The 15,440-nt window shown below is 42.4% G+C and carries 17 protein-coding genes; 15 read left to right on the top strand and 2 right to left on the bottom strand.

Annotated elements, in window-relative coordinates:
* The first annotated feature begins 80 nt into the window (after window positions 1–80).
* The 6 genes from pbpA (at window position 81) to pstB (AC0C66_RS05315) (ending at window position 6,794) form a co-directional block, all read left to right on the top strand.
* Complete coding sequence (gene pbpA, locus AC0C66_RS05340; protein WP_061186864.1) at window positions 81–2,231, top strand: penicillin-binding protein 2A; 2,151 nt, start codon at window positions 81–83, stop codon at window positions 2,229–2,231.
* Window positions 2,232–2,385: 154 nt separating this feature from the next.
* Window positions 2,386–3,288 carry a phosphate ABC transporter substrate-binding protein gene (locus AC0C66_RS05335; RefSeq protein ID WP_088679284.1) on the top strand — a complete coding sequence of 301 codons (903 nt, stop codon included), beginning with the start codon at window positions 2,386–2,388 and terminating at the stop codon, window positions 3,286–3,288.
* Window positions 3,289–3,356: 68 nt separating this feature from the next.
* Window positions 3,357–4,286, top strand: coding sequence for a phosphate ABC transporter permease subunit PstC (pstC, locus tag AC0C66_RS05330; RefSeq protein WP_013308020.1), 930 nt, complete (start codon window positions 3,357–3,359; stop codon window positions 4,284–4,286).
* The gene (gene pstA / locus AC0C66_RS05325) at window positions 4,286–5,170 is read left to right on the top strand and encodes a phosphate ABC transporter permease PstA (protein ID WP_461845613.1); all 885 of its coding nucleotides are present in this window, start codon (window positions 4,286–4,288) and stop codon (window positions 5,168–5,170) included. Before pstC ends, pstA begins: the two co-directional genes overlap by 1 nt.
* A 21-nt stretch (window positions 5,171–5,191) precedes the next feature.
* Window positions 5,192–6,001, top strand: a complete 810-nt coding sequence (gene pstB / locus AC0C66_RS05320; RefSeq protein WP_072181764.1) for a phosphate ABC transporter ATP-binding protein PstB — start codon at window positions 5,192–5,194, stop codon at window positions 5,999–6,001.
* A 10-nt stretch (window positions 6,002–6,011) separates the two neighbouring features.
* Complete coding sequence (gene pstB / locus AC0C66_RS05315; RefSeq protein WP_061186865.1) at window positions 6,012–6,794, top strand: phosphate ABC transporter ATP-binding protein PstB; 783 nt, start codon at window positions 6,012–6,014, stop codon at window positions 6,792–6,794.
* A 29-nt stretch (window positions 6,795–6,823) separates the two neighbouring features.
* Here pstB (AC0C66_RS05315) and AC0C66_RS05310 read toward each other — a convergent pair whose 3' ends face one another.
* A complete protein-coding gene (locus AC0C66_RS05310) occupies window positions 6,824–7,288 on the bottom strand; it encodes an endolytic transglycosylase MltG (RefSeq protein WP_014114420.1) in 465 nt (154 codons plus the stop codon).
* Window positions 7,285–7,638 (bottom strand): hypothetical protein, encoded by a 354-nt coding sequence (locus tag AC0C66_RS05305; RefSeq protein WP_003226272.1) that lies wholly within the window; start codon window positions 7,636–7,638, stop codon window positions 7,285–7,287. The genes AC0C66_RS05310 and AC0C66_RS05305 overlap by 4 nt, the downstream gene beginning before the upstream one ends.
* 179 nt (window positions 7,639–7,817) lie before the next feature.
* Between AC0C66_RS05305 and AC0C66_RS05300 the strand changes: the two genes are divergently transcribed.
* The 9 genes from AC0C66_RS05300 to AC0C66_RS05260 all read left to right on the top strand — a co-directional run bounded on the left by AC0C66_RS05300 (window position 7,818) and on the right by AC0C66_RS05260 (window position 15,431).
* Window positions 7,818–8,288, top strand: coding sequence for a hypothetical protein (locus AC0C66_RS05300; RefSeq protein WP_072181766.1), 471 nt, complete (start codon window positions 7,818–7,820; stop codon window positions 8,286–8,288).
* Window positions 8,285–9,364 (top strand): glycosyltransferase family 4 protein, encoded by a 1,080-nt coding sequence (locus tag AC0C66_RS05295; protein WP_072181767.1) that lies wholly within the window; start codon window positions 8,285–8,287, stop codon window positions 9,362–9,364. Before AC0C66_RS05300 ends, AC0C66_RS05295 begins: the two co-directional genes overlap by 4 nt.
* An 83-nt stretch (window positions 9,365–9,447) precedes the next feature.
* Window positions 9,448–9,597, top strand: a complete 150-nt coding sequence (rpmG, locus tag AC0C66_RS05290; RefSeq protein ID WP_003153056.1) for a 50S ribosomal protein L33 — start codon at window positions 9,448–9,450, stop codon at window positions 9,595–9,597.
* 85 nt (window positions 9,598–9,682) lie between these two features.
* A complete protein-coding gene (locus AC0C66_RS05285; protein WP_072181768.1) occupies window positions 9,683–10,246 on the top strand; it encodes a 5-formyltetrahydrofolate cyclo-ligase in 564 nt (187 codons plus the stop codon).
* A 66-nt stretch (window positions 10,247–10,312) separates the two neighbouring features.
* Window positions 10,313–10,486, top strand: coding sequence for a hypothetical protein (locus AC0C66_RS05280; protein WP_003226278.1), 174 nt, complete (start codon window positions 10,313–10,315; stop codon window positions 10,484–10,486).
* 88 nt (window positions 10,487–10,574) lie between these two features.
* Window positions 10,575–12,071: a rhomboid protease YqgP gene (gene yqgP / locus AC0C66_RS05275; protein ID WP_461845612.1), complete on the top strand. Its 1,497-nt coding sequence runs from the start codon at window positions 10,575–10,577 to the stop codon at window positions 12,069–12,071.
* Between the two features lie 135 nt (window positions 12,072–12,206).
* Window positions 12,207–12,416, top strand: a complete 210-nt coding sequence (locus AC0C66_RS05270; protein ID WP_061186870.1) for a YqgQ family protein — start codon at window positions 12,207–12,209, stop codon at window positions 12,414–12,416.
* Between the two features lie 17 nt (window positions 12,417–12,433).
* The gene (gene glcK, locus AC0C66_RS05265; protein WP_061186871.1) at window positions 12,434–13,399 is read left to right on the top strand and encodes a glucose kinase GlcK; all 966 of its coding nucleotides are present in this window, start codon (window positions 12,434–12,436) and stop codon (window positions 13,397–13,399) included.
* Between the two features lie 115 nt (window positions 13,400–13,514).
* Window positions 13,515–15,431, top strand: coding sequence for an LTA synthase family protein (locus tag AC0C66_RS05260; protein WP_014114411.1), 1,917 nt, complete (start codon window positions 13,515–13,517; stop codon window positions 15,429–15,431).
* The last annotated feature ends 9 nt before the right edge of the window (window positions 15,432–15,440 follow it).

The following is a 15,440-nucleotide window of genomic DNA, read 5'->3' as shown; positions in this document are numbered from 1 at the left end:
AGTCGAAAAAACCTTTAAAATGAAAACTGGCACTCTTACTTGAGTGTCTTTTCTTTCTGTAAATAGAAAAAGGTGATGTTATGAGGAGAAATAAACCAAAAAAGCAAAATCATAAAGAGAAAAAGAAGTCGCTTCCGATCCGGCTGAATATTTTATTCTTGGCTGCCTTTGTCATATTTACCTGGATCATTGTGGAACTGGGCATCAAGCAGATCGTGCAAGGCGATGATTACAAAAATCAAGCTAATAAGCAGGAACAAAGTGAAGTCAGCTCGGCGGTGCCGCGCGGGAAAATTTATGATCGAAACTTCAATGCCATCGTGACAAATAAGGCTTTAAATGCAATCACATACACCAGATCTAAATCGACCACGCAAGAGCAGCGTTTAAAGATTGCAAAAAAGCTGTCTGAAATGATTAAAGTCGACACAAAAAAAGTAACAGAACGGGATAAAAAAGATTATTGGATTTTGACTAGACCGAAAGAAGCGAAAAAGCTGATTACCTCTAAAGAAAGACAGCAGGTTGAAGACAAAAAATTATCCGATGACGATTTATATCAGCTACAGCTAAAACGGATTACTGATAAGCAGCTGAATGAACTGACGGATAAAGACATGCAGATCCTTGCTATCAAAAGACAGATGGATTCAGGATATGCATTGACCCCTCAATATATCAAAAATGAAGATGTATCAGCGAAAGAAATGGCAGTAGTGAGTGAACATTTAGACGAACTGCCGGGTGTTGATGTTACGTCCGATTGGGAACGTGAATATCCGTATAAAAACCTTCTTCGCTCAGTGCTCGGAAGTGTTTCCAGCTCTGATGAAGGATTGCCGTCCAACTTGCTCGACCATTATCTGTCGCTTGGCTACAGCCGAAATGACAGGGTTGGAAAAAGTTATCTGGAATACCAATACGAAAGCCTTCTGCAGGGCCAAAAAGCAAAAGTTGAAAATATCACCGATTCAAACGGCAATGTGACGGGAACAAAAACGGTTTCTGAAGGCAAAGCCGGTAAAGATCTCGTGCTTACGATTGATATTGATTTACAAAAAGAAGTGGAAAAAATTATTGAGAAAAACCTCAAATCTGCTAAAGCAAGACCAAGCACTCAATTGTTAGACCGGGCATTCGTTGTCATGATGGATCCAAGAAATGGTGAAGTGCTGACAATGGCGGGCAAGCAGATTAAAACAGAAAACGGAAAATATAAAATTGATGATTACGCGCTAGGAAATATGACGTCATCTTATGCCATGGGGTCAGCTGTCAAAGGTGCAACCGTTCTGACTGGCCTGCAAACCGGTGCCATCAACCTAAATACAGTTTTTCAGGATGAACCATTGTATATTGGCCAGGATAAAAACGGTAAAAAATCGTGGACTACTTTGGGACCTGTTAATATTCAAAGGGCTTTAGAGCAGTCTTCCAACGTATTTATGTTTAAAACTGCAATCGCAATCGGTAAAGGTGAATATAAACCGCATCAAGCTTTACCGATTGATACTGCGGCTTTTGATACATTCCGAAATTATTTCAGTCAATTTGGACTCGGTGTAAAAACTGGAATTGACCTTCCAAATGAAATGACAGGCTATAAAGGAACAAGCAGATTGACAGGATTCTTGCTGGATTATGCGATCGGCCAGTACGATACGTATACACCGCTGGAACTGGCGCAATACGTATCAACGATTGCAAACGGAGGTTACCGCTTAAAGCCCCAGCTTGTGAAGGAAGTCAGAGAACCTAATCCTGATAAAGGAATCGGTGCTGTCGTGCAATCCGTTCAGCCAGAAGTGCTGAATAAAATCGACATGAAAAGCGATTATATTAAAGAAGTTCAAGCAGGATTTAGACGAGTGGCGACGAAGGGGACAGCTGCCAGTCAACTTGCCTCAGCATCTTATAAACCAGCTGCTAAAACAGGAACAGCACAGTCGTTCTATGATGGGCCAGATAAATCAAAATCAGGAACAGCGGCTTATAATACGACACTTGTTGCATATGCGCCTGCCGATAATCCTGAGATTGCGATCTCTGTAGTAGTACCTTGGGCTTATGTTGATTACAGCGCTAAATATACCATTACGAACGAAATCGGCAGAGAGGTATTGGATAAATACTTTGAGCTGAAATCGAAACAGGACAAAGAAGATACTCAGCAAAAGAATAAAGATAAAATTGAAGAGAATGCAGAAAACACAACGTCTTCTGATAACTAAAAAGAAACGCTCACATGATGTGGGCGTTTTTTTTATACAAAAAAACGCACTGATTTACAAAAGCTTAACATTCGATTCAAACCCTTTTTACACAGAACCTTTACTCTATACGTGTAGGACAAATTACACATTATACGCAGGGGGAATTCAGGAAATGAAAAAAAACAAATTGGTGCTTATGCTTCTGATGGCTGCTTTTATGATGATTGCAGCTGCATGCGGAAATGCAGGAGAAAGTGAAAAAACGAATAGCGATTCTGCAAAAGGAGAAGGAAAGGCATCAGGTTCTTTAACCATTTCTGGTTCATCGGCTATGCAGCCATTGGTACTTGCAGCGGCAGAAAAATTTATGGAAGAAAACCCTGATGCAGATATACAGGTACAAGCCGGCGGTTCTGGAACAGGGCTTTCTCAAGTCTCTGAAGGAGCTGTTCAGATCGGGAATTCAGACGTTTTTGCTGAAGAAAAAGAAGGGATCGATGCAAAAGCGCTTGTCGATCATCAAGTCGCAGTAGTTGGTATGGCAGCAGCTGTAAACCCTGATGCTGGAGTGAAGGATATTTCAAAAGATGAATTGAAAAAAATCTTCACTGGCAAAATCAAAAACTGGAAAGAGCTTGGCGGCAAAGACCAAAAGATTACACTTGTAAACCGTCCTGATTCTTCTGGCACACGTGCTACATTTGTGAAATATGCGCTTGACGGAGAAGAACCTGCAGAAGGCATTACTGAAGATTCTTCTAACACAGTGAAAAAGATCATTACTGACACACCGGGAGCGATTGGATATCTTGCATTCTCATATTTAACAGATGACAAAGTAACGGCTCTATCAATTGACGGCGTAAAACCTGAAGCGAAAAATGTTGCAACTGGCGAGTATCCGATCTGGGCTTATCAGCATTCTTACACAAAAGGTGAAGCATCAGATTTAGCTAAAGAATTTCTTGATTATCTAAAGAGTGAAGACATTCAAAAAAGCATTGTTACCGACCAAGGCTACATTCCGGTTACTGATATGAAAGTGACACGCGATGCCAACGGGAAGCAAAGCTGATCTTAATAAAAAGAGGAGTGCGGGGACAACCGTTTCTCCTCTTAACACATTCATAGGAGTGTAAAACAATGATAAACAATAGAGAAAATATGTCTGTGAGCGAGCGTTTGATCAGCTCAAGGCAAAATCGGCAATTGGATGAAGTTCGGGGAAGAATGATTGTGACAGCTTGTGCGCTTATTATGATAGCGGCATCTGTTGCGATCACTATTTTCCTCGGCGTTAAGGGGCTGCAATCTTTTCTTGTAAATGGTGTAAGCCCAATTGAATTCTTAACGAGCCTAAATTGGAACCCTACAGATACTGATCCGAAATATGGAGTGCTGCCATTTATTTTTGGATCATTTGCAGTAACGATTCTTTCTGCTCTCATTGCTGCGCCGCTTGGCATTGCAGGTGCGATTTTCATGACAGAAATTGCGCCGAATTGGGGAAAGAAAGTGCTGCAGCCGGTAATTGAGCTTTTAGTCGGCATTCCATCTGTTGTTTATGGATTCATAGGTCTTACAGTATTGGTGCCATTTATCGCCCAGTTCAAATCGAGCGGGACAGGGCACAGTTTATTGGCGGGAACGATTGTCCTTTCTATCATGATTCTGCCGACCATCACATCGATCTCTGCTGATGCGATGGCTTCCCTTCCGAAGAGCTTAAGAGAAGGTTCTTACGCGTTAGGTGCGACTAGATGGCAGACGATCAGAAAAGTACTAGTGCCTGCAGCCTTTCCAACATTAATGACGGCTGTTGTGCTTGGTATGGCACGGGCGTTTGGTGAAGCTTTGGCTGTTCAGATGGTCATTGGAAATACAAGAGTATTGCCAGAAAGCCTGTTTGACACTGCTGGAACACTGACAACGATCATTACGCTGAATATGGGCCACACCACATACGGCAGTGTTGAAAACAATACGCTGTGGTCAATGGGGCTTGTGCTTCTGGTGATGTCATTCTTGTTCATCTTGCTGATTCGCTACTTGTCATCTAGGAGGAAAGTGTAATGAACCGCAAAATAACAGATAAACTGGTGACTGGAATGTTTGGGTTGTGCGCAGCCATTATCGCAGCAATTCTAGTAGGCTTGTTTTCCTATATTATTATAAACGGTGTTTCTCAGCTAAGCTTCGACTTTATTACGACAAAATCGAGCGCCATTGCAGCTGGAGGAGGAATACGCGACCAGCTGTTTAACTCCTTTTATATTTTGTTTATTACGATGCTGATTACAATCCCGCTCGGTGTGGGCGGCGGAGTGTTCATGGCTGAGTACGCGCCTAATAACAAAGTGACTGATTTCATCAGAACATGTATAGAGGTGCTTTCGTCTCTTCCGTCTATTGTCATTGGAATGTTTGGATTATTGATGTTTGTCAACTTAACAGGCTGGGGATATACGATCATAGGCGGGGCGTTTGCGTTAACTGTTTTTAACCTTCCTGTCATGGTGCGTGTGACAGAAGATGCGATCCGTTCGGTCCCTAAAGATCTGAAGGAAGCCTCTCTCGCTTTAGGTGTATCACGCTGGCATACTGTAAAAACGGTTTTAATTCCAAGTGCGATTCCTTCTATCATCACAGGAGCAATTTTAGCGTCAGGAAGGGTGTTCGGGGAAGCAGCGGCATTATTATTTACAGCCGGTCTGACAACGCCACGTCTTAATTTTACGGAGTGGAACCCGTTTTCTGAAACATCGCCGCTTAATATTTTCAGGCCAGCTGAAACACTTGCGGTTCACATTTGGAACGTAAATACGCAAGGAATCATTCCGGATGCTGAAGCGATTGCCAACGGAGGTTCTGCGGTGCTGGTGATTTCTGTTCTTGTGTTTAATCTCGCAGCAAGATGGCTTGGCACGATGATCTACAAAAAGCTTACGGCAAATTAGAACGGAAAGAGGCGAAAAAACATGTCTGTACAAATGGTAAAAGAAAAGCCAGAGCGTGCTGTTTTCGTTCCAAAACAGCGCCACGTGCTCGAAGTGAAGGATCTATCTATTTTTTACGGAACTAAACAAGCGGTTCACCATGTGAATATGGATATTGAAAAGAACGCGGTGACCGCTTTGATTGGGCCGTCAGGATGCGGAAAGTCTACTTTTTTGAGAAACATTAACCGAATGAATGACTTAATTCCGTCTGCAAGAGCTGAAGGTGAAATCCTTTATGAAGGGTTAAATATACTGGGTGGCAATATTAATGTTGTCAGCTTAAGAAGAGAAATCGGAATGGTTTTCCAAAAACCGAATCCCTTTCCGAAATCAATCTATGCGAATATCACACATGCATTGAAATATGCCGGAGAGCGGAATAAAGCTGTTTTAGATGAGATTGTGGAAGAAAGCTTAACAAAAGCAGCACTCTGGGATGAGGTGAAGGATCGTTTGCATTCATCTGCACTCTCGTTATCGGGAGGCCAGCAGCAGCGTTTATGCATCGCGAGAGCGCTTGCGATGAAGCCGGCCGTTCTTCTGCTGGATGAACCAGCTTCAGCGCTAGATCCGATTTCAAATGCAAAAATAGAGGAATTAATTACAGAATTAAAAAGCGAATACTCGATTATTATCGTCACGCACAATATGCAGCAGGCTCTGCGGGTTTCTGACCGGACGGCATTCTTTTTAAACGGCGAGCTTGTAGAATACGGACAGACTGAACAGATTTTCACCAGTCCGAAGCAGCAAAAGACAGAGGATTATATTAACGGGAAATTCGGATAGGAGGGCTGCAATGAGTATTGCTACCGAAGCTGTAATGAAACAGGAAGTCTATCAAGTCAATGGAATGAACTTATGGTATGGACAGCATCATGCTTTGAAAAATATCAATTTAAGCATTCATGAAAACGAGGTCATGGCGATTATCGGACCATCAGGATGCGGGAAATCGACCTTTATTAAAACATTGAATTTAATGATTCAAATGACGCCGAATGTAAAACTTGCAGGTGAGCTGAACTATAATGGCAGCAACATTTTAAAGGGTAAAGTGGATATCGTAGATTTACGAAAAAATATCGGCATGGTATTCCAAAAAGGGAATCCGTTTCCGCAATCTATCTTTGATAATGTTGCTTATGGACCGAGAGTCCACGGCACCAAAAATAAAAAGAAGCTTCAGGAAATTGTGGAAAAGTCATTAAAAGACGTGGCGTTATGGGATGAGGTGAAGGATCGTTTGCATTCATCAGCCCTTTCGCTATCAGGCGGCCAGCAGCAGCGTCTTTGTATCGCCAGAGCGCTTGCGACAAATCCTGATATTTTGCTGATGGATGAACCGACATCTGCTCTAGATCCAATTTCAACGAGAAAAATTGAAGAACTCATTCTTGAGCTGAAAAATAAATATACCATTGTCATCGTCACGCACAACATGCAGCAGGCAGCACGGGTTTCTGATCAAACCGCCTTTTTCTACATGGGCGAGCTTGTTGAATGCGACAATACCAATAAAATGTTCTCTAACCCGCAGGATCAAAGAACTCTTGATTACATTACAGGAAAGTTTGGATAAAAAAACAGGCTGACAGTCAGCCTGTTTTTTTATCGTGTTAACGTTTTTACGATCTTTTTGAAACTCATGTCTGATTTTACTTTAAACTCGCCGGCGCGGATTTCTTTGTGATAGCCGGCATCAATGACATAGTCGTTAAAGTCTTGAGCCGAGGAAATGATGCCTTCTTTTTCAAGAATAGCAGATACATCTGCGGTGCTCATGCCGTCTTTAATTGTGAGCTTGTATGTTTTGACTTTGTCTGTTTTCGTGTCTGAGCTGCTGTCATCGTTCAAGGATTTCTCTTTTGAATCGAGAAGTTTTTGATATTCATCACGGTTAACAGAAACCATTTTTTTAGAATCAAGGTAATTGTTCACGTCTTGTTCGGTTACTGTTTTAGTTTCTTTTACAGCAGCGGCCTGATCTTCGTCTGTCAGATAAAAAACAGCTGCAAGAACGGCTGTCGCTAAAATGATGCCGCCAGCAAATGCCTGAATGCCCCGTTTTGTCATACGAGCACCTTCTCGTTATCTTTGATAATCGTATTCACGTCTTCCACTGATACATGCTCAGCTTTAGCAATGGCTTCAGCGGACATGCCGTTATTATATTTAGAAAGTATTTGTTTAGCGATCTTTTGATTGATGTCGCTATGCTTTGATTTGCGGATGACAAGGTTTGTTTCCAGTAATTCTTCCTCAAGCACTGTCATTTTCTTTTTGAGCTTGTAAATTTCCTGCATCGCAGAAAGCTGAAGTGTTTCGAGCTCCTGTTCAACATCTTTCATCGGATCTCTTTGAGAATATGAGAATGCAATTAGCGCTATACTGACGATAAACAACGCAATAATAGCAATTTCCACGTTTCATCACCTTCTATTCTTTTTTTATCCTTCTTTTTTATACCATAAAACCAATCGATTCTAAAGGAATTCGCGAAAAAAACGAGATTTTGTCGAGAAATCTTTCTTTGCTTCCTCTCTAGGTAATGGTTTAATAGGAACACTGAGTGACCGATAGGAAAGGAGAATGTTAGAAGTCCATGGATAAATACCCATTTCCCTATAATATACGACATAAGCTTTCTTTTTTTAGGGACACATTCGACATGATTATTCAAAACGCTCACACCTTGACCGTGTGCTGGGATCTCTCGGAAGAAACAATGCAGCTGGCTGAAGCGGTGCTTTTCGAAAAGCCGCAGGATATGATAAAAGAATTGCGCATTGTCATCAAAAGAAAAGGCATCGAAGCTGTCAGGACAAAGCGCACAACGTATCATAAAGGGGAATGGACAATTGGACAGGCGGCTGGTGATGCTGTATATCGGGCTGAATATAGAATTGTTAACTCAATGAATGTCTCTCTCAAGCTCGCTGGTACAGAGGACATCTATCTTGCTGAAAATGGGATTAGTGATATAAAAAGCTTTCAGACTGAGGACGCGCACATCAGGTGGGAGAAGCAATTTTCTGCCTACACGTGTTATGGGAGAGGAGAAAAAGAACGATGAACGTTCTCATGCTTTCACTCGAACATCCCAATGAGCCGAAAAGCGGGCTCGGTGTCCATTTAAACCGTCTTATTTCCTATTTAAAACCGCATATCAATATAACAGTTTGTACTCCAAGCAGGCGGCTGTTTTCATATGCGCAGTTTGAAGATTTTATAGCGGATGCCAACTTTACAATCGTTCAGCATGTGTTATCCTGCAATAAACGCTTTGATCTGATTCATGCCCATGACGACATGACAGCCCCCGCTGCTCATGATTTGAAACAACGGCTTGGCCTTCCGCTTGCTGCGACAATCCACGGTCTTGAAAGCGAAAGGAAGAAGGCGTGCCAAGAAGCACCGCATCCATACAGACTTCAGACCGAACGGCTCCTTATAGAATCCGCTGATGAACTGATTGTATTAAGCACTTTTATGAAACGGGCTCTTGATAAGGCAACACGAAAAAAACTAACCGTTATCCCGAGTCCTGCATCTATGGAGGAAGATAAGGGGCAAATTCCACGGAGTATGAATAAAAGGTTCCTATTTTCATTTGGTAGGTTTGTTCCGGAAAAAGGGTTTTCTCAGCTGTTAAAGGTGTTTGCTATCTTGAGGCAGCGCCAGCCTGATCTGCATTTAGTGCTGGCTGGGGAAGGGCCGTCTCTGTCCTCCTATGAGAAATTGGCTGCGGCATTGAACCTGAAGGAACATGTCATGTTCCTGCCGTTTCTGCATAGAAGGGATCTCAGAGCATTTTTGTCTCGCTGTGAAATGGCTGTTTTCCCTAGTTTTTATGAACCGTTTGGGCTTGCCGCGCAAGAAAGCATGGAACAAGGTGTGCTGACTGCCGTTTCCCAGTCGGGCGGCTTTTGTGACTATGCCTTGCATGACAAAACGGCAATCGCCGTTGATTTTATGCACGCACAGGAAGCGGCTGATCTACTGGACAGGTTGTTAAAAGACCGGGAAAAAGCCCGCCGGATAAAAGAAGCCGGCAGACAACAGGTGATCAAACTCCACCATCCCCGGCTCATTACGGAATCATATTTACAGCTTTATAAGCGTATCATCAATAATTCAGCAATTCATTGAAAAACAGCCTAGCATTCCGTCCATTATAGTGGTATTATATATAAGTCTGAATAAGTAAATGATTTTAGTTTGGAGGGAAAATAATGCGCGTTAATATTACTTTGGCTTGCACTGAATGTGGTGAGCGTAACTATATTTCTAAAAAGAACAAACGCAACAATCCAGACCGCGTTGAATTTAAAAAATATTGCCCACGTGATAAAAAATCTACGTTACACCGTGAAACAAAATAACAGCCTAGCTGTTTGAGGTGTGAGAAAAAAGCCAGAGCTTTGAAAAAGGTTCTGGCTTTTTTTCTATTCCGAGGGGGGATGAGAGATGAAATCACAATTAAGAAAAAAGACGATGGAAGCACTATCTGCTGTATCAAGTGAAGATCTTATTCAAAAAACAGCACGTATGTACAAGCATTTGTTTTCACTGCCGGGGTGGCAAAATGCCAGCACCATTGCCGTCACCATCTCCAGAGGGCTGGAAATATCGACGCGTCCAGTTATTGAGCAGGCTTGGAAAGAAGGAAAGCAAGTTTGTATTCCAAAATGCGACCCTGGTACGAAGAAAATGCAATTCCGCACATATCAGACCGATGATCAGCTCGAAACCGTTTACGCCGGACTTCTTGAGCCGATGATTGAAAAAACAAAAGAAGTGAAACCCTCGCAAATTGACTTGATAGTCGTTCCGGGTGTTTGTTTTGATACTGACGGGTTTAGGATCGGTTTTGGCGGCGGTTATTATGACCGTTTTTTAAGCGATTATAAAGGGAAGACAGTCTCTTTGCTTTTGGAGTGCCAGTTGTTTGCGCACGTTCCCCGTCAGCCGCATGACATCCCAGTACATAAGCTGATAACAGAGGATCAGATCATTTCTTGTTTTTCATAACTTTCCTGCTCCTTATTTAAGAATAAATAAGAAAGAATGACAAATCCTATTGGCAGGAGGGATATAATGAAAAAAATTATGATTTATGCCATTTTCGCTGTTTCTGCCGTCATGTTTTATCAAAATCGCTACCGTCTTATGAATACCGTACTCAGCCAGCCAGGAATCAGGCGGTCTTTTATCCATTTCTTTTTAAGAATTCCGTTTATCCGTAATAAATTTATACAGCAAGCTTTCTAAAATCCCGTGAAAAACGGGATTTTTTGCTTTCAGTAGGCGTTCGGAGCGCCAGCTGTTATAATGAGAAAAAACCATTGGAGCGGTAAACATGTATTTGCTGGAGTATACATATTGGAAAATCGCGGCGCACCTAGTGAAAAGCGGGTATGGCGTCATACAAGCCGGTGAGTCAGATGAAATATGGCTGGAAGCACCGGACAAGTCCTCTCATGATCTGGTTCGCCTTTATAAGCATGACCTTGATTTCCGTCAAGAAATGGAAAGAGATATCGAAGAGCAGGCTGAGCGGGTAGAACGAGTCAGAAAGCAACTTGGCAGACGCAAGATGAAGCTGCTGAATGTATTTTTTTCAGCGGAAGCCCCTGTTGATGACTGGGAAGAGATTGCCGAAAAGCCCTTTGAGAACGGAACTGTGTCAGTTGAGCCGGCGGTCGTGAGGGGAACGATGCTTCATGATGATCTTCAAGCTGTTTTTCCATCATTTCCTGCAGAAGAATGCACAGAAGCCCGTAATTCATTTGAAGACGTGCAAATGGCGAGAGAACGCTTCCTTTCGCTCGTATTGAAACAAGAAGAAAAGAGAAAAAATGAAGCGGCGGTTTTTCAAAACGGAAAACCAATCTTTACATATTTATTCATCGCGTTTCAGGTCTTAATGTTTTTCTTGCTTGAAATAAACGGGGGCAGCACAAATACGGAGACACTGGTCGCTTTTGGAGCAAAGGAAAACAGTCTGATTGCAGCCGGAGAATGGTGGAGGCTTCTGACTCCGATTGTGCTTCATATCGGCATAACGCATTTAGCCTTTAATACGCTTGCTTTATGGTCAGTTGGTACAGCGGTTGAACGGATGTACGGATCGGGCAGATTTCTGCTGATTTATTTGGCGGCTGGCATTACAGGTTCAATCGCGAGCTTTGTGTTCAGTCCCTATCCTTCAGCGGGCGCTTCAGGAGCCATATTCGGATGCTTAGGCGCATTGCTGTATGTAGCTTTGTCAAATCGGAAAATGTTTTTAAGAACCATTGGAACCAATATTATTGTCATCATTATCATCAACCTTGGCTTTGGTTTTGCGGTTTCGAATATAGACAATTCGGGACATATTGGCGGCTTGATTGGCGGCTTTTTCGCTGCTGCAGCACTGGGGTTGCCCAAAGGCGGAGCCTTAGGAAAAAGATTGTTATCAGCGGTTTTGCTGATTGCTTTGGCGGCCGGATTTTTATATTACGGATTGCATTCGCCTTCACACCAGGAGTCAGCGCTGATTCAGCAGGCAAATGAGCTGTATCAGGAAGGAAAGTATGAAGAAGTAACAGAATTGCTGAACGGAGAAGCAGAGCAAAAAGATGCCTCTGCCGATCTTTTGAAAATTCTGGCTGTTTCTGATATTCAAATCGGCGAATATGATCAGGCGGTTTCCCTTTTGGAACGAGCAGTGAAAAAAGAACCTAAAGACCATGCCTCATATTACAATTTAGCCTTATTGTATGCTGAAAAAAATGAGCTTGCTCAAGCAGAAAAGGCCATCAGGTCGGCTGTAAAACTGAAGCCGAAGGAGCAGCGCTACAAGGAGCTGCAGTAGCAAATTGAAAATAATAAAGAATCTTAGTAATGGAAGATGGTAAGGAGGCTGGCTTTTTTGTCAGCGTTTTCTTCTTGACTGGCCGCTTCCATATGAATACGCTTATGATAGTTAAGATCAAGAATGGTGAGGAAAATGAATACATTTTATGATGTGCAGCAGCTTTTAAAAACGTTTGGCCACATTGTTTACTTTGGGGACAGAGAGCTTGAAATTGAGTTTATGCTAGACGAATTAAAGGAATTATACATGAATCACATGATCGAGAAGGAGCAGTGGGCCAAAGCGGCAGCGGTCCTTCGAAAAGAATTGGAACAAACAAAAAAACGGAAGAGATTGATGTAAAGGCTAAGGTGATAAAAATGGACGAAATATGGTTTGCGGGCATTGATCTGGGAGGAACGACAATTAAACTCGCTTTTATTAATCAATATGGTGAAATTCAGCATAAGTGGGAAGTCCCGACTGATAAAAGCGGCGACACCATTACCGTTACAATTGCAAAAACAATCGACAGTAAGCTGGATGAACTGCAAAAACCGAAGCATATCATCAAATACATCGGAATGGGCGCACCAGGCCCTGTAGATATGGCGGCAGGAGTCGTTTATGAAACGGTAAATCTGGGGTGGAAAAACTATGCTTTAAAAAACCATCTCGAGACAGAAACCGGAATCCCGGCTGTTATAGAAAATGACGCAAATATTGCTGCGCTCGGGGAAATGTGGAAGGGAGCGGGTGATGGCGCGAAAGACGTCATTCTCGTGACGCTTGGCACAGGAGTTGGCGGCGGCATCATTGCAAATGGTGAAATTGTACATGGCATAAATGGCGCCGGCGGGGAAATCGGCCATATTTGTAGCATTCCTGAAGGCGGGGCGCCTTGCAACTGCGGCAAAACGGGCTGTATCGAAACGATTGCGTCGGCAACCGGAATTGTAAGAATTGCAAAAGAGAAAATTGCAAAAGCTAAGCAGACGACACGTTTAAAAGCAACTGAACAATTGTCAGCGCGGGATGTATTTGAAGCGGCGGGTGAAAATGACGAAATTGCCCTTGAAGTGGTTGATTATGTGACCAAGCATCTTGGTGTGGTGCTGGGAAATTTGGCAAGCTCGCTTAATCCATCAAAAATCGTTCTTGGCGGCGGTGTTTCAAGAGCCGGAGAACTGCTGAGATCCAAAGTCGAGAAAACATTCCGCAAATGTGCGTTTCCGCGGGCAGCCGAAGCGGCTGATATTTCAATCGCAGCACTTGGAAATGATGCCGGCGTTATCGGAGGCGCTTGGATCGCTAAAAATGAATGGCTGAAACACCAAAATTGTTAAAATTGTGTAAATGAAATTGATTTTTCGTTATGTTCAGGTTAAGATTTAATTTGATGTGTTAATGAGAATGTTGGGAATAGACTGATTTTTTGAGCGTGCTGCATAGGAGGTTGAAATGCGAAAAACGTTTTTTTCGAAGATTTCATTTATGCTGATTGCCATTTTATTGATGTGGCTGAAAACGTATGCTGTTTACAAAACCAGTTTTCATATTAAAATCGACAATCTAACGCAGGAATTTATTTTGTTTATCAACCCATTGAGCTTTTTGCTGCTCATCTTTGGCTTCAGCCTGTTTTTAAAAGGCAAAAGCAGAAATCGCTACATTATCGCGATGAGCTGTCTTGTTACGTTTGTATTGCTGGCTAATATGGTTTTTTACCGATTTTACAATGATTTCTTAACGATCCCTGTCCTTTTTCAAACGAGCAATATGGGTGATCTCGGAAGCAGCATCGGAACACTTCTTGAGCCGACAGACCTCCTATTGGCTGTAGATATTGCGGTTTTAATATGGCTTCACATCCGGCAAAAAGCTTTTCAATCGGACATTCCTTCCACGAAAAATGAACGGGCGGCATATTTTCTGTTTGTTGCTTCTGTTTATTTCTTCAATTTAGGCCTGTCTGAAGCGGAAAGACCTCAGCTATTGACACGCTCATTTGACAGGGAAATGCTTGTTAAAAACATCAGCCTGTTTAATTTTCATATTTACGACGGTGTTCTTCAGTCAAAACAGTCCGCACAAAGGGCCTTGGCTGACAGCAACAGCCTGACGGAAATTGAAAACTACGTAACCGCTAATGCGAAAGATGCCAACAAAAGCTTATTCGGCGCTGCAAAAGGAAGAAACGTCATTCTCGTATCCTTAGAGTCGACGCAAAGCTTTGTGATTAATGAAAAGATGAATGGTGAAGAAATCACGCCTTTTCTGAATGATTTTATAAAACAGAGCTACAACTTCAATAATGTTTACCACCAAACCGGCCAGGGGAAAACATCGGATTCAGAATTCATCGTGGACAATTCACTGTATCCGCTTGGACGAGGTGCCGTGTTTTTTACAAATGCGGGCAATCAATACATGGCCGCACCCGAGATTTTGAAAAACAGCGGCTATTATTCAGCGGTGCTTCACGCGAATAATAAAAGCTTTTGGAATCGTGATTTAATGTACGACTCATTTGGATATGATTCGTTTTTTGATATTAACTCGTATGACGTAACTGACAAAAATTCTGTCGGCTGGGGGCTGAAGGATAAAGAATTTTTTGAGCAGTCTTCAGAGCTGATGAAAAATTTGCCTCAGCCGTTTTACTCGAGGCTGATCACACTGACGAACCACTTCCCGTTTGATCTAGATGAAGAGGATCAATTGATTGATGAATATGATTCAAGCAGCCAGACGCTAAATAAATATTTCCCGACAGTGCGCTATCAGGATGAGGCGTTGAAACGGTTTATCGAAAAGCTGAAAGAAGACGGGTTATACGACAACTCTATTATCGTATTATACGGTGACCATTATGGGATATCGGAAAACCATAATGAAGCGATGGGGCAATTCTTAGGGAAAGAGATTACACCATTTGAAGAAGTGCAGCTCCAAAAGGTGCCGCTTGTCATTCATATTCCCGGTATTACCGATAAAAAGCCGCAAACCATTGAAACTGTAGGCGGGCAGATTGATATCAGGCCGACGCTGATGAATCTTTTAGGAATTGATACGAAAGATCACATTCAATTCGGAAACGATCTGCTTTCAGATGAAAAACTGGACTTTACGGTACTACGGGACGGGAGTTTTATTACGGATCAGGTTGTTTATACAGATGGTGCTTGTTATGACAAAGAGACAGGAAAGCCGCTAAAAGAGGCAAAACAATGTGAAGCATTTGCTGATAAAGCAAAACAGGAGCTATCACTTTCTGATGAAATCATTTATGGAGATTTGTTACGATTTTATGATCAAAAAAGGCTGGACAATTCGTCAAAACGAAAAGAAGAACAAATGCTTGATCAGGCATCGTAATCATAATGT

The organism is Bacillus sp. VA13 (assembly GCF_055710085.1).
Note: the sequence above shows the minus strand (reverse complement) of the source record. Positions and strands in the feature narration are given on the sequence as shown.

Bases quoted from the DNA above. Each gene is read 5' to 3' on its own strand.
- AC0C66_RS05285 (WP_072181768.1), top strand. From the start codon at position 9,683: ATGAAATCACAATTAAGAAAAAAGACGATGGAAGCACTATCTGCTGTA.
- AC0C66_RS05295 (WP_072181767.1), top strand. From the start codon at position 8,285: ATGAACGTTCTCATGCTTTCACTCGAACATCCCAATGAGCCGAAAAGC.
- AC0C66_RS05300 (WP_072181766.1), top strand. From the start codon at position 7,818: ATGGATAAATACCCATTTCCCTATAATATACGACATAAGCTTTCTTTT.
- glcK (WP_061186871.1), top strand. From the start codon at position 12,434: ATGGACGAAATATGGTTTGCGGGCATTGATCTGGGAGGAACGACAATT.
- pbpA (WP_061186864.1), top strand. From the start codon at position 81: ATGAGGAGAAATAAACCAAAAAAGCAAAATCATAAAGAGAAAAAGAAG.
- pstB (WP_072181764.1), top strand. From the start codon at position 5,192: ATGTCTGTACAAATGGTAAAAGAAAAGCCAGAGCGTGCTGTTTTCGTT.
- rpmG (WP_003153056.1), top strand. From the start codon at position 9,448: ATGCGCGTTAATATTACTTTGGCTTGCACTGAATGTGGTGAGCGTAAC.
- pstA (WP_461845613.1), top strand. From the start codon at position 4,286: ATGAACCGCAAAATAACAGATAAACTGGTGACTGGAATGTTTGGGTTG.
- AC0C66_RS05260 (WP_014114411.1), top strand. From the start codon at position 13,515: ATGCGAAAAACGTTTTTTTCGAAGATTTCATTTATGCTGATTGCCATT.
- AC0C66_RS05335 (WP_088679284.1), top strand. From the start codon at position 2,386: ATGAAAAAAAACAAATTGGTGCTTATGCTTCTGATGGCTGCTTTTATG.
- AC0C66_RS05280 (WP_003226278.1), top strand. From the start codon at position 10,313: ATGAAAAAAATTATGATTTATGCCATTTTCGCTGTTTCTGCCGTCATG.
- AC0C66_RS05270 (WP_061186870.1), top strand. From the start codon at position 12,207: ATGAATACATTTTATGATGTGCAGCAGCTTTTAAAAACGTTTGGCCAC.
- yqgP (WP_461845612.1), top strand. From the start codon at position 10,575: ATGTATTTGCTGGAGTATACATATTGGAAAATCGCGGCGCACCTAGTG.
- pstB (WP_061186865.1), top strand. From the start codon at position 6,012: ATGAGTATTGCTACCGAAGCTGTAATGAAACAGGAAGTCTATCAAGTC.
- pstC (WP_013308020.1), top strand. From the start codon at position 3,357: ATGATAAACAATAGAGAAAATATGTCTGTGAGCGAGCGTTTGATCAGC.
- AC0C66_RS05310 (WP_014114420.1), bottom strand. From the start codon at position 7,288: ATGACAAAACGGGGCATTCAGGCATTTGCTGGCGGCATCATTTTAGCG.